At 74.2% G+C, this 12,755-nt stretch carries 13 protein-coding genes and 1 pseudogene; 8 read left to right on the forward strand and 6 right to left on the reverse strand.

Annotated features, from left to right (window positions below):
• Nucleotides 1-3: 3 nt before the first annotated feature.
• The 5 genes from BJF79_RS26530 to BJF79_RS26540 all read left to right on the forward strand — a co-directional run bounded on the left by BJF79_RS26530 (nt 4) and on the right by BJF79_RS26540 (nt 2,580).
• Complete coding sequence (locus BJF79_RS26530) at nt 4-297, forward strand: hypothetical protein (protein WP_075901409.1); 294 nt, start codon at nt 4-6, stop codon at nt 295-297.
• Nucleotides 298-382: 85 nt separating this feature from the next.
• Nucleotides 383-541, forward strand: a complete 159-nt coding sequence (locus tag BJF79_RS57385) for a hypothetical protein (RefSeq protein WP_187357062.1) — start codon at nt 383-385, stop codon at nt 539-541.
• A 278-nt stretch (nt 542-819) separates the two neighbouring features.
• Nucleotides 820-984, forward strand: a complete 165-nt coding sequence (locus BJF79_RS57390; RefSeq protein ID WP_187357063.1) for a hypothetical protein — start codon at nt 820-822, stop codon at nt 982-984.
• Between the two features lie 74 nt (nt 985-1,058).
• Nucleotides 1,059-1,547 (forward strand): glutathione peroxidase, encoded by a 489-nt coding sequence (locus BJF79_RS26535; RefSeq protein WP_075901411.1) that lies wholly within the window; start codon nt 1,059-1,061, stop codon nt 1,545-1,547.
• A gap of 130 nt (nt 1,548-1,677) precedes the next feature.
• A complete protein-coding gene (locus BJF79_RS26540) occupies nt 1,678-2,580 on the forward strand; it encodes an oxidoreductase (protein ID WP_075901413.1) in 903 nt (300 codons plus the stop codon).
• Between the two features lie 4 nt (nt 2,581-2,584).
• Here BJF79_RS26540 and BJF79_RS26545 read toward each other — a convergent pair whose 3' ends face one another.
• The 3 genes from BJF79_RS26545 to BJF79_RS26555 all read right to left on the reverse strand — a co-directional run bounded on the left by BJF79_RS26545 (nt 2,585) and on the right by BJF79_RS26555 (nt 5,640).
• Nucleotides 2,585-3,130 (reverse strand): methylated-DNA--[protein]-cysteine S-methyltransferase, encoded by a 546-nt coding sequence (locus BJF79_RS26545; protein WP_075901415.1) that lies wholly within the window; start codon nt 3,128-3,130, stop codon nt 2,585-2,587.
• Between the two features lie 24 nt (nt 3,131-3,154).
• Complete coding sequence (locus BJF79_RS26550; RefSeq protein WP_143220182.1) at nt 3,155-4,258, reverse strand: DUF6493 family protein; 1,104 nt, start codon at nt 4,256-4,258, stop codon at nt 3,155-3,157.
• Nucleotides 4,259-4,923: 665 nt separating this feature from the next.
• Entirely contained in the window at nt 4,924-5,640 is a 717-nt protein-coding gene (locus BJF79_RS26555; RefSeq protein WP_075901419.1) for a TetR/AcrR family transcriptional regulator, read from the reverse strand.
• A gap of 86 nt (nt 5,641-5,726) precedes the next feature.
• On the opposite strand from BJF79_RS26555, the gene BJF79_RS26560 reads away from it, so the two are divergent.
• Nucleotides 5,727-7,205: an MFS transporter gene (locus BJF79_RS26560; protein WP_083733951.1), complete on the forward strand. Its 1,479-nt coding sequence runs from the start codon at nt 5,727-5,729 to the stop codon at nt 7,203-7,205.
• 1,448 nt (nt 7,206-8,653) lie between these two features.
• Here BJF79_RS26560 and BJF79_RS67330 read toward each other — a convergent pair.
• Nucleotides 8,654-9,421, reverse strand: a pseudogene (locus BJF79_RS67330) (DUF6493 family protein); the annotation flags it as partial.
• 385 nt (nt 9,422-9,806) lie between these two features.
• Nucleotides 9,807-10,538, reverse strand: coding sequence for an SWIM zinc finger family protein (locus tag BJF79_RS61720; RefSeq protein ID WP_262402614.1), 732 nt, complete (start codon nt 10,536-10,538; stop codon nt 9,807-9,809).
• A gap of 92 nt (nt 10,539-10,630) precedes the next feature.
• On the opposite strand from BJF79_RS61720, the gene BJF79_RS61725 reads away from it, so the two are divergent.
• On the forward strand, nt 10,631-11,146 hold the full coding sequence (locus BJF79_RS61725; protein WP_262402615.1) for a hypothetical protein: 516 nt from the start codon (nt 10,631-10,633) through the stop codon (nt 11,144-11,146).
• 65 nt (nt 11,147-11,211) lie between these two features.
• Here BJF79_RS61725 and BJF79_RS26590 read toward each other — a convergent pair whose 3' ends face one another.
• A complete protein-coding gene (locus tag BJF79_RS26590; protein WP_075901429.1) occupies nt 11,212-12,450 on the reverse strand; it encodes a LeuA family protein in 1,239 nt (412 codons plus the stop codon).
• Between the two features lie 73 nt (nt 12,451-12,523).
• Here BJF79_RS26590 and BJF79_RS61730 point away from each other — a divergent pair.
• Nucleotides 12,524-12,755 (forward strand): helix-turn-helix domain-containing protein (locus BJF79_RS61730; protein WP_262402616.1); only part of this gene is annotated, 232 nt, incomplete at its 3' end.

Raw genomic sequence — 12,755 nt, forward strand, 5'->3', positions numbered from 1 at the left:
AACATGCCGGACGCGACGCCCGAGAAGGAGAACTTGGACCAGCTGTCGTCCAAGGAGCTGTACGACCGCGCGATGCAGACCGCGAAGGACGAGCGCGACGTCGGCTTCCTGTGGGAGCTGCTGCGCGCCATCCCGGCGGCGGCCGCGTCCCTCGGCGAGACGGACCGCGCCGAGTTCGACCTCCTGCACGGGCTGTCGCTGCTCGAAGAGTTCACGCACGCGGGGGAGGGCGACCTCGGCGACGCCCTCCGACCCTTCTACCTCGACTACCTCACCGAGCACGCAAAGCGGGCTTGACCGCGTCTTAGGCCCGCGTTGATCTCCGTTCGGCCACCCTAGGGAATCACTGTGCGTAGGCATCAGACCGCAGAGGGTGGTTGAAGTGAACAAGAAGCACCTGAAGATCGCGACCATCGCGTTCCTGGCGTGGTACGTCGTCAGCCGGCCCGAGGGGGCGGCCCACATGGTCAACAACGCCCTGAGCGGCCTCGGCAGCGCGGCGGAGTCGCTGTCGACGTTCATGAGCGGGATCCCGGCGTAAATCCCGGGCGTGTCGGTCCGGCCGTCGTGCCCGGACGTTCGCGCGGTGCGGCGGCCGTCGAAGCGGCGGCCGTCCGGGCGGCGGCCTGCTGAAACGGCGGTCCCGGCCACCGTCCCGATTCCTGTTCGGCCCCGTGCCTCCGGCGGTACGGGGCTCCTTGGCATGGCCACCAAGCGCTGACGCTCCGGTCACAGTAAAATCGCGCTTTGCGGGCGGACACGCCTGGGCACAACTAAAGCGGGTCATTGTGTCACGGCGCATGGACAGGGATTGGGCGTATGAACAAGAAGAACATGAAATACGTGGCTATCGCGTTCGTCATCTTCTACCTCCTGAGTTCCCCCAACGAGGCGGCGGGCTTCGTCAACAACGTGTTCACGCAGCTCGGGCGGGCGGGCAGCTCCGTTTCGGCCTTCGTGGACGGCCTGGACCTCGCTCCGTGACGCAGGCACCCTGACACCGCGGCCGCCCCGGCCGTCCTGCGGCCGGGGACGGGTCATCTCCTAAGATCGGCCCCATGTCTGTCTTCGATGTAGAGATCGACGGTCTGCGGGGCGGCTCCGCGGACCTCGCGCAGTACCGGGGCAAGGCCGTGCTCGTCGTCAACGTCGCCTCCAAGTGCGGCCTCACCCCCCAGTACTCCGGCCTGGAACGGCTGCAGGAGCGGTTCGCCGAGCGCGGCTTCACCGTCCTCGGCGTCCCCTGCAACCAGTTCATGGGCCAGGAGCCCGGCACCCACGAGGAGATCGCCGAGTTCTGCTCGACGACCTACGGCGTCACGTTCCCGCTGACCGCGAAGGTCGACGTGAACGGCGACGACCGGCACGCCCTCTACGAAGGGCTCGTCGGCACCGCCGACGGCGAGGGCCACACCGGCGACATCCGCTGGAACTTCGAGAAGTTCCTCGTCGCCCCCGACGGGACGGTCGCCGCGCGCTTCGCGCCGCAGGCCGAGCCCGAGTCGGCCGAGGTCGTCGCGGCCATCGAAAAGGCCCTCCCGGCCTGAACCGCGCACCGGACGGCGACACGGACGGCGGTGTGAATCGCGCCACACCGCCGCCCGGTTGTCGTCTATTCGATGACGGGTCTACGTTGGGGCAACTCGCGATATGACGCGCCAGGACGTGGAGGTTCCCATGCGAGGCTGGACCGCGGACGACATCGGCGACCTGACGGGACGCCGCGCGATCGTCACCGGGGCCAACAGCGGCCTCGGCTACCACACGGCCCTCCAACTGGCGCGGCACGGCGCGTCCGTCGTGCTGGCCTGCCGCAGCGCCGAACGCGGGCAGAGCGCCCACGACCGGATCCGCGCCGCCGCACCGGACGCCGACGTCGCCCTCGGCTCCCTCGACCTCGCCGACCTGGCGTCCGTCCGCGCCTTCGCCGACCGCAACCCCGAACCCCTCGACGTCCTCGTCAACAACGCCGGCGTCATGGCCCTCCCGCACCGCACCACCGCCGACGGCTTCGAGATGCAGTTCGGCACCAACCACCTCGGCCACTTCGCGCTGACCGCCCTGCTCCTGCCCGCGCTCCGCGCCGCGAAGGCCCCCCGCGTCGTCAACGTCACGTCCGGTTTCGCCTGGAGCGGCCGCTTCCGCTGGAACGACCTGCAGAGCGAGCGCCGCTACCGCAAGTGGGGCGCCTACAGCCAGTCCAAGCTCGCGAACCTCTCCTTCACCGCCGAGCTCGACCGGCGCGTCCCCGGGCTGACCGCCGTCGCCGCGCACCCCGGCTACGCCGCCACCAACCTGCAGCAGGCCGGTCCCCGGCTGTCCGGCGACCGCATCGGCGACCGCGTCATGGGCATCGCCAACGCCGTCGTCGCCCAGCCCGCCCGCGACGGCGCCCTCCCGCTGCTGTACGCCGCGACGGCGCCCGACGTGCGCGGCGGCGCCTGCTACGGCCCCCGCATCCTGCAGTACCGCGGCGCGCCCACCGAGGTCGTCACGCCCCCGCAGGCCACCCGTCCCGGCGTCCCCGCCCGCCTCTGGCAGGTGTCGGAGTCCCTGACCGGCGTCTCCTTCGAGGACTGACGGGTCACACCGGCGCGCGTCCGATGTCCCAGTCGAGCGTCGCGGGCACCGCGCCCTCCAGCGTGAGCAGCCACCGCTTGCCCTCGACGCCGCACGCCCCGCTGTACCCGCCGAGCCCGTTCGACGCCACGACGCGGTGGCACGGGACGATCAGCGGGATCGGGTTCGCGCCCATCACCTGCCCGACGACCTGCGCGTGCACGCCCGTACCGCTGCGGTCGCCGAGCTCCCCGTAGGTCACGACCGTCCCGTACGGAACCCCCTCGTACAGGGCGGCGAGCACCGCACGCTGCACATCCGAGGTCAGCCGCCAGTCGATCGGCAGGCCGAACCTCTCGAGGTCGCCCGCGAAGTACGCCCGCAGGGCTTCGAGCGCGGGGGCCGTCCGGTCGGGGTCGTCCACGACGGGCAGCCCCGCCGCCTTGGTGACGCGTGCGCGCGCACCGGGCGAGTCGCGGAAGTCGAGCGAGACGACTCCCGTCCCGGTCACGGCCACGAGCAGGCGCCCGAGCACGGTGCCGACCGTGCCGAACGCGAGGGTGTCGTCCACTGGGTGCTCCTTTCCTCCCGGTATTCAACACCGCCGGGGGCGCTCACGTTGCGGTGAGCGCGCGCCGCAGGCGGGCGGCCTCCGCGACCAGGCGGCCGGACCCGCCCCGCGAGGCACAAAGACCGCACGCCGCCCGAACCCCACAGCCCCCGCCCCCTCGCCCTCCGCCTGTCCGGCGGGGGGTTCGTGGTCGGCGTGGGGTTCTTGTTTGCTGCGGCCTCCGCGTTCGTCGCAGCGTTCGTGTTCGCCGGGGCGTTCATGATTGTCGGGTGTCTGGTGCTTGCCGGGTGTCTTGTGTTCGCCGGGTGTCTCGTGATTTCCGCGGCGTTCGTGGTTGTCGTGAATTTCGCAGGTGACGGTGGGGTCGGGCAGGCCGGCGGACCCCAGGGCGGCGGCGACCGTTCGTCCGGCGCGGGAGGTCGGCGCCTCGGCGCGGGTCACGGCGTTCGGGGCGATATCGCGGGGTATGCGCAGGAGCGCCTGGAGCAGGTCGGCCTCGCCCGGTTCGACGCCCGCCGCCTGCAGCCGCTCCAGCCGATCGACCAGGACGTCCGGGGCGATGTGCCCGGCGAACGAGGTCGGTGTCGCGAGCAGCACGGGCACCCGTCCGACGGACGCGGCGGCCTCGTGGCCGCGCCAGGCGAGGAACCGTTCGATCGGGGGACGGAACACCGTGCGGGACGTCGAAGTCCCGCCTTCGAGGAACGATTTCCGCATCGCGTCGCTGCGGTCGGGGTCGTGCGGCGCGAGCACGGCGCGGACGGCGAGGGAGAGCCGGTCGTCGCCGAGCGAGTGCCGGGCGGTCTCGTCCGCCAGCCGGGGCGCGGCTTCGGCGGCGGCCCGGCGGAGCGCGTCGCGCGTCCCCGCCGGGTTGCGGAACGCGAGCTCGACGGTCGCGGCGACGAACCGTTCGATGTCGGCGGGCGACGCCACGAACCGCGAGCGCCGTTGCGCGACGAACTCCGCCGCCAGTTCGTCGGGCGAACCGATCGGCTCGGGCGCCTCGCGCGGGACGCACGGCGGCGGCCCGTCCGGCACCGTCGCGTCGCGTGACCGGCCCGAACGCGGCGGCGATCGCGTCGCGCAGGTCGGCGGGGAGCGCGGCGGCGGCGCTCCGGATCTCGGCACGGGTCCGTGGCGATGCCCGCCCGGCGTGTTTCACGGCGATCTTCACCGCCCGTTCCCGCACGTCGAGGGCCGCGGAGCCGAAGACGCCCGGGTTCGCGCAGCGCCGCGTCCGTCCGGCCGGGAGCGGCCCGGTCGATCCGGCCGAGGCCCGCGCGGACGAGTTCCGCGGCGGTGAACGGGTCGTCGGCGAGCGCCGCACGGTCGGCGCCGCCGTCCGCCCAGTGGTAGACGAAACCGTCCGATTCGGGCGGCGCGGCCCCCGCCGACCGGATCAGCGTCGCCGCCATATGCCACCGGGACCCGTCGCCCCAGGCGTGGTTCCCGACGCGCAGCCGCGCGGCGACGCCGTGCCGACGTCGGCGCGCCACCCGGCCGGACGCCCGGCGGTGACCCGGCGCAGCGCGGCGCACAGCGGACGGGACGTCCGCGGGACCGGGTCCGCAGGTCGCGCCGGGACAGCCAGGACGCCGCCGCGGCGGCCCCGCCGGACGAGGAGAGCAACTCCTTGAGTTCCGCCGCGACCTCGCGCCGTTCCGCGCCGTCCAGTGCCAGGACCCGCTCCGCGACCGTCCCCGGGTCGCGGGTGTCGAGCGCGGCGCGGACGCCGTCCCAGGGCTTCGTCATGCCGGGACGGTAGCCCGCGCTGCGGACATTCCGCCGGGGCGTCAGACCGGCGGCGCGAGGCCGAGCGACCCGATGAGATCGACCATCTCGTCGCGGTAGACGGCGGCGGGTTCGCGGGTGAGCGTGTGGAGGTGGCCGTAGATCTCCAGGGCCACCAGGCCGTGCATGCGGCCCCACACGCGGAGCGTGAGCGCGACCGCGGCCGGGCGGAGCTCGGGGAACCGTTCGCGGAGGTGCGCGACCAGGCCGGGGTCGAAGTCCTCCCAGGTGTACCGGCGGAGGCCGGGCTGCAGCGACTCCGCCTCGGGCCACGCGGCGGCGACGAGGCCGGTGAGGCCGGTGCAGGCGCGGTGCTCGGCCTCCCGCGCGGGGCCGTCCGCGGGCGCGCGGTACCCCGGGACGGGATCGCCGTAGATCAGCCGGAAACCCTCGGGATTCGCCAGCGCCCACTCGCGGACGGTCTGCGCCCAGGCGAGGATCCGGCCACCGGGGTCGTCGGCCGGTACGGCGTCGCGCGCGTCTTCCGCGGCCCGCACCAGCGCGGTGTAGACGTCGCCGATCAGCGTGGTGACCAGGTCGTCGCGGGTGGCGTAGTAGCTGTAGATCGCGCCCGCGGTCATGCCCATCCGCCGGGCGATGGCCCGCAGCGAGATGGCGTCCGGGCCGCCGTCCGCCATGAGTTCCAGCGCGATGGCTTTTATCTCCCCGCTGGTCTGCGCCCGCAGCCGTCCGCGGCGGCTCGTCGTCTGCTCGCTCACGCTTGACACTCTACAGCGTTCCGTTACTGTACGCCGTGGCAAGTTTGAACGCCGTGTAGTAAATCAACGCCGTATAGGAGAGATGCATGGACAAAGCCGCTTCCGGCCCGCCGCCGCGCCCCGGCCTCAGGCTGGCGCTGCTGGCGTTCACCCAGCTCATCGTCGCCCTCGACTACAACATCGTTTATGTGGCGCTGCCCGACATCGCCGATGCGCTCGGCTTCTCCGCCGCGTCCGTGCAGTGGGTGGTCAGCGCCTACGCCGTCGGCCTCGGCGGGCTGCTGCTGTTCGGCGGACGGGCCGTCGACCGGCTCGGCCCGCGCCGCATGTTCGTGCTCGGCCTCGCGCTGTACGGGATCGCCTCCCTCGCCGGCGGCCTCGCCGCCGACTCCGGCGTGCTGATCGCCGCCCGCGCCGTCCAGGGTGTCGGCGGGGCCTTGCTCACCCCGGCGACGCTCGCGCTGATCTACACCGGTTTCGCGGAGGGCGCGGCACGCAACCGGGCCCTGGGCGCCTGGGGCATGGCGGGCAGCGCCGGACTGGCCGCCGGGTCCCTGCTCGGCGGCGTCCTTACCAACTACCTCGGCTGGCAGTGGGTGTTCTTCGTGAACGTCCCGCTGGCCCTCGGCGCCGCACTCGCGGCGCCGCGGCTGCTCGCCGCCGATCCGCCCCGCACGTCCGGCACGGGCGGGTTCGACGTGCCGGGCGCGCTGCTGGCCACGGCCGGTTCGACGCTCCTGGTGCTCGGCCTGGCGAGCGGCCCGGAGCAGGGGTGGGGTTCGCCGCGCAACGCCGGGGCGCTGGCCGCGGGCGTCCTGCTCCTGCTGGCGCTGCCGGTGGTCGAGGCGCGCACCCGCGAACCGCTGGTGCCGCTGCGGCTGCTGCGCGACCGGGGCCTGGCGACGACCATGGTCGTGATCGCGGTGTTCCAGGGGACGCTCGGCGGCGGTTACTACGTGCTGACGTCGTACCTGCAGCCGGTCCTCGGTTACAGCGCGCTGGAGGCCGGGCTGACGTTCCTGCCCCTCACCCTCGTGTGCATGGCCGCCGCCCTGAAGATCGCGCCGGTGATGCTCGGCAGGTGGGGCGTCCGCACGACGCTCAGCACCGGGATGCTGGGCGCGGGAGCGGGGATCGCGCTGCTGGTCGCCGGGATGCCGGCCGGCGGCGGCTTCTGGACGCTGCTGCCCGGCAGCGTCGTCTGGGGCGTCTTCGGCGGCGTCGCGTTCGTCGCGCTGTTCGCGTCGGCCGGGGCCGGGATCGCGGCCGAGGAGCAGGGCGTCGCCTCGGGCCTGGCCAGCACCGCCAAGGAGATCGGCGGCGCCATGGGCCTGGCGGTGTTCGTCGCCGTCGCCACGGCGGGGCCGGGCACCGGCGCCGGTCTCCTGGACGGTCTGCACGCGGCGGGCTGGACGGCCGCGGCCGTCACCGTCGTCGGGGGCTGCTCGTCGCGCTCGTCCTGCGGCCCGTCCCGGCGGCGGTCCCGACGCCGGAACGGGCCGATGCGTCCAAGGAGGAGGCCGTCTCGTAGGGGCCGCCGCGCCCGGCGGTTCAGCCCTCGGTGAGGGCGCGGTGGAGGCGGGCGGCTTCGGCGACGAGACGGCTGGAGCCGCCGCGCGCGGCGACGTCGGCCAGGCCGGGGACGGTGCCGCGGGCGCGGACGGTCTCGGCGGTGCGGGTGCCGAGGGCGAGCAGGTCGGGCAGGCCGGACGGGGCGCGGGTGCCGGGCTCGGGCAGCAGCGGCGGGAGCGCGGCCACGATCGCCTTCCACACGTCGGCGTGCGCGCCCGCGTCGGGCCGCCTCGGTGAGGGAACGGACGGCGCGGTTCGGCTTGATCCGGCCGGTCTCGGAGAATCTGCGATGTCGGTGCCGGTCTCGGCCGCCGGGGCGTGGCCGCGGGCGCTCAGCACGAGCAGCGCCTCGACCGCGTCGGCGCGCTCGCGCTCGTCCTCCTCCTGCGCGAGCGCGAGGGCGAGGACGGCGCCGATGGCCCCGCCCGCCGGGCCGTCGCCTCGGCGAGCGCGAGGGCGTGGGCCCGTGGCCGTAGGCGTACCGGCCGAGCAGGTCGGGCAGCGCGTGGGCGGCGGCGACCTCGCGGTGGGACGGCAGCATCGCGGGCCACGCCGCGGTGTCGCCGGAGGCGTGGAGCCTGCCGAAATCCGCGTCGTGCCCCAGCAGCTCGGAGAGGTCGTCCGGGACGTCCCCGGCAGGGGTCAGCGTCACGCCGCCCTTCGGCGGGAGCTTCAGGACGCGCCCGCCCTCGGTGCGCAGCGGCTCGTCGAGCAGCCCGCATTCGACGACCGGGTCGGGCAGCCCGCCGGACGCCAGCAGCGGCGCGACCGTCCGCCCGGCGGCGGAGGTCAGGGCCTTCGCGCGGATCGCGGCGCCCGAGTCGGCGTCGCGGGGGATGCGCAGCAGGGCCTGGGCAAGGTCGGCGCGGCCCGGTTCGAGGCCCGCCGCCTCAAGGCGTTCGAGGCGTTCGACGAGCGTCATGGGGGCGATGTGGCCGCCGCCCTCGGTCGGGGCGGCCAGCAGCACGGGGGTGCGGCCGACGCTTTCGACGATGTCGCGCTTGCGCCAGATGAGGAACCGCCGCAGCGCCGGGCCGTCCACCTTCGTCCCGCGCGTGCTGTCCCAGCACTCGTCGGCGGGCGCGGCCGTGAAGGGGATGACCAGCATCTGGGCGGCGAGGTTCGCCCAGCCGTAGGAGACGCGCACCGTCGAATGCGTCCCGTACTGCTGCGGTACGGCGGGCGGGACGTGCGGGCGGAGGGCTTCGCGCGTGCCGTCGGGATCGGTGTACGCGGACTCGTAGAGCGCGGCCAGGAAACGTTCCGTCGTGACCCAGTCGAACGGCGAGTTCCGCTGGGCCCTGAACTCCTCGGCCAGCTCGGCGAGCGACGCGATCGGGGCGGGAAGCGTTCGCGGGACGAACGGGGGCGGGCCGGACGATACGGGCGCCGGTTCGGCGGTCGCGGCGACCTCGCCGTACGCGGCGGCGATCGCGGCGCGCAGCTCGCCGGGCAACCCGGACGCGGCGTCCCGGACGGCGTCGCGGGTCGCCGCACCGGTGCGGCCCGCGTGCTTCACCGCGATCTTGACGGCGCGTTCCCGCAGGGCGAAGTCTTCGGCCGCGAAGACGGCCGTGACCGCACGGACCGTCGCGTCGACGCGGCCGCGCCTGCGGGCCGTCCGGTCGAGCCAGCCGAGGCCCGCGCGGACGAGCTTCTTCTCCGGCCGGAAGAGCAGCGCGTCGGCGGCTTCCTCGAACAGCGGCCCGTCCAGCGGTTCCGTCTCGTCCGTCCGCTTGACCTGCCGGAACGCGAGGTCGGCGACGGTGGACGGCGCGGCCGGCAGCAGCCGCACGTGATCGCGGACGTGCCGCGCCGCGTCCTCGTCGGCCGGTTCGAGCCGGTCGTGCAGGTGGACGAAGAAACGCAGTTCGTGAGGCGTGCCGCCGCGCAGGAACCGGCCGACGCAGCCGTCGAGCAGCGCCGCGCGGTCGAGCCGTCCGGCGCGGGCGAGGTCGGCGAGCGCCTCGATCCAGGTGGTCCGCCCCTCCCGGCCGCCCCAGCGGGCCCGGGCGTCGTCCTCGGCGAGGTGCCGGCCGACGCCGTCCGCGTCGAACAGCCGGGGGACGAGCGCGTCGAGGAACGGGTCGTCGGCGAGCCCGGACGGCTCGGCGACGTGCGTCCAGCCGACGACGAAGCCGTCGGACACCGGGGCGTCGGCCCCGGCGGACAGGGTGAGCGTCGCCGACATGTGCCACAGCGACACCATGCGGCCCCAGTCGTCGGAGACGCGGATGCGGTCGGCGATCCGGCGCCCCACGTCGGCGCGCCACGCGGCGGGCGCGCGGCGGTGATCTCGACCAGGTCCCTGGCCGCTCCACGCTGCAAACGGTCGGGCCAGATCTCGAGTTCCCGGCGGCACAGCCAGGCCGCCGCGGCGGCGGCCCCGCCGTGCGCGGCGCCCGCCAGCAGCAGCGGCTCGATCAGGCCGCCTTCGAGCATGCCCCACTCGGCGGCCGCCCGCAGTTCCCGCAGCCGTCCGGGCAGCGCGTCGGCGACCTCGCGGCGGCCCGCGTCGTCCAGCTTCATCACCAGCGCCATCACCCGTCCGGGGTCCTTGGCGTCGATCGCGTCCCGGACGCCGTCCCACGCGGTCATCGCGCGACCTCCACGGACGCGTCGCGGCGGACGATCCGGGCCGCGAGGACGTGCTTGCACGGGCCCCGCCCGCCCCGGTGGTCGAACCACCACGGGCACGTGCACGACGCGGCGTCCCCGTCGCCGTCGAACCGGACGTGCCGTTCGCCCCCGTCGGTCGTCACCACGGCGGTGTCGTCGCCGGTGAACCGCACGGAACCGTCCTCCACCAGCGCGCGCGCGGAACGCAGGCGCGGGTTCAGCGCGGCCACCCGTGACGGGTCGTACGGGAGTTCGCGGTGGAAGAACGCGGCTTCCGCCGTGTCGAACCCGACGCGGCCGGACGTCCCGAGCTGGACGAGCGCCGCCTGCGTCCGGTCGAGCGGCAGCCCCGAGCGCTCGGCGAGCAGGTCCGGCTCGACGCGCGGCTCGAACGACAGGAGCGCGCCGACGAGATCGGCGTCCCCCGCGGCCTCGTCGGTGGCCAGCGCGTCCAGCACGGCGCCCTCGCCGGAGAACCCGCGCGCGCCGTCCGGGGACAGCGTGAGCACGTACCGCATCCCCGGCAGCTCCAGTTCCCACACGCTCGCCGTGGGTCCGCTTCCGTTCTTGACCGACGGGCCATAGGCGCGCAGCGCGCGGGCGAAGCGCAGTAGCGGGAGCATCGTGCGCAGGCGGTCCGCCCCGGCCAGGCAGACCGCGCCCGGTGCCGGACGGGGCGCGAGCCGCAGCGTCCGCCCGGCGGGCACGGCCCACGCCGTCCGGTGCGCCGCGCGGCAGCGACCGCAGGAACCGGACGGCGTCGTGCCCGGACAGTTCGGCGCGCGGGTCGAAACCGGCCGTGATCACCTGCACCTCGGCGAACCCCCGGAGCCAGCGGTCCGGCAGCGGCACCTTCTTCTCGACCACGGCGCCGTCCATGGTGGTGACGGCCAGCTCCTCCTCGCCGACCGCGAGGTGCAGCGGGTCGGAGCCGCCCACCCGGGCGAGGGCCTCGCGCAGCGGCCCGTTCACGTCCACGTTCGTGGTGCCGCGCTCGTGCACCTCGCCGTCCATCGCCGCCTCCAGGACGTCCAGCCGCGCGTACACGCCGCCGCACGCCGAGAACGACTCCAGCCGGAGCCGGTCGCCGTTGCAGGTGACCACCGGGTCACGGAATCCGGTCGGCCGGGGCCGGTGGTACCGGGTCTGGGCGACGTCGGCCAGCCCGATCAGCGCCGCCGCGGCCGGGGCCGCCTGCGTGAGGACGCCGCTGAAGAAGTGCGGATGCGGCCGGGGCCCGCTCCCGGTCGTCCCCCCGGACGTGGACAGCCCCAGCAGACCCTCGTCGATCCCGGACGGACGCGTGTACGTGTAGGACTGCGCGGCCCCTGCCGCTGCCGTAGTCGCCATGGGTGGGAAGGTAAAGGAACCTTCCGACAATTAGTCGAGTTGTCCTGGAAAAAGCAGCGCGAGTTCCCGCGGATACTCGCCGATGAACCGCAGTTCGTCGTCGGTGAGGGGCCGTCCCGTCTGCGCATTGCACAACTGGACGACCTTGAACGCGAGGTCGTCGTCCACGGGCTCGACCCCGAGACCGTCCATCACGTGCCTGAACCCCGCCTTGCCGCCGTACTCGCCCGTGAGGACCACCCGTCCGTTCTTCGCGTGCCAGTCGTCCGGGAACGGTCCGAGCGTCTGCTCGTCGTACAACTCGTAGTTCCCGTGGTCTTTCAGGGCGCCGTCCGCGTGGATGCCCGATTCGTGCGAGAACGCGTTCCGTCCGACCCCCACCTGGTTGTAGGGGAGGGGCTGGCCGAACGCGTAACTCGCCCAGAGCGCGAACCGCCGCGCCCACGACAGGTCGAGCGCGTCACCGATCTCGACACGGTCCTCCAGGCCGAACCCGTGCCGGAACGCGAGGATCGTCGAGAGCAGGTCGGCGTTCCCGGAACGCTCGCCGATGCCGTTGACGCACGTGTTGATCCACGCGTCCTGCCCGGCGTCCAGGTCGCCGAGCGCGCCGGACACCGAGTTGGCCACCGCCAGCCCGAGGTCGTTGTGGCAGTGCGTCTCGACCGGCATCTCCACCGCCGCCGCGAGCCGCGCGAACCGGTCCCGGATCCGGCCGGGGGTGTCGCCGCCGATCGTGTCGCAGTACCGGACGCGGTCGGCGCCCGCCTCCCGCGCGGCCAGCGCGAACTCGGTCAGGAACCCCTCGTCGGTGCGCGACCCGTCCTCGGCGTTCACCCCGACGGTGCTCGCCCCGCCCGCCTTCGCGGCCCGCACGGCCGCCGCCGTCTCGCGGATGATCGCGTCCCGGTCCAGCCGTCCCCGGAACTTGTTCGCGATCATGTGGTCGGACGTGGAGATCGACAGGTTGTAGTGCGCGAGGCCCGTTCCGCCGACCCGCACGGCCGCCGCCTTCTCGACGTCCGCCGCGAGGCCCCGGCACCAGCCCGACAGCCGCAGCCCGCCGAACGCGCCCGCCTCCGCCAGCGCGATCTGCGCCCGCACGTACGGGACCTCGTGGAACAGGAACGGGAAGCCGATCTCCGACTGCGCCGCGCCCAGCCGTCCCAGGTAGAAGTTGACCATCGTCTTGCCGAACTTCGACAGCCCGGTGCGCGCCGTCTGGACGCCGTCGCGGTTCGTCACGTCCAGGAAATGAATCTTCGCCATGCCGTCAGATTGACACCGCAATCGACATGCATCAATATTGACGAAAATCAATGTCGACACGAAGGATGCCCGGGTGGACGGCTGGATCGACGCCGCCGAGGCCGCCGAACGGCTCGGTGTGAAACCCGCCACGCTGTACTCGTACGTGAGCCGCGGCGTCCTGCGCCGCCGCCGCGACCCCGGCGCCGCCGCAGCCTGTTCGACGCCGCGCAGAGTGAGGAACTGGCCCGCCGCGGCCGTCCCCGCCGCCCGCCCGGCCCCGGCGAGCTCGCCGTCGAGTCCGGCGATCACCGCCCTCGGCCCCG

This window comes from Actinomadura sp. CNU-125, from assembly GCF_001942465.1.
Taxonomy (GTDB): Bacteria; Actinomycetota; Actinomycetes; order Streptosporangiales; family Streptosporangiaceae; genus Spirillospora.

Excerpts from the sequence above, each read along its gene's own strand:
- BJF79_RS26535 (WP_075901411.1), top strand. The coding sequence starts at position 1,059 with ATGTCTGTCTTCGATGTAGAGATCGACGGTCTGCGGGGCGGCTCCGCG.
- BJF79_RS26540 (WP_075901413.1), top strand. The coding sequence starts at position 1,678 with ATGCGAGGCTGGACCGCGGACGACATCGGCGACCTGACGGGACGCCGC.
- BJF79_RS26560 (WP_083733951.1), top strand. The coding sequence starts at position 5,727 with ATGGACAAAGCCGCTTCCGGCCCGCCGCCGCGCCCCGGCCTCAGGCTG.
- BJF79_RS57390 (WP_187357063.1), top strand. The coding sequence starts at position 820 with ATGAACAAGAAGAACATGAAATACGTGGCTATCGCGTTCGTCATCTTC.
- BJF79_RS26530 (WP_075901409.1), top strand. The coding sequence starts at position 4 with ATGCCGGACGCGACGCCCGAGAAGGAGAACTTGGACCAGCTGTCGTCC.
- BJF79_RS26590 (WP_075901429.1), bottom strand. The coding sequence starts at position 12,450 with ATGGCGAAGATTCATTTCCTGGACGTGACGAACCGCGACGGCGTCCAG.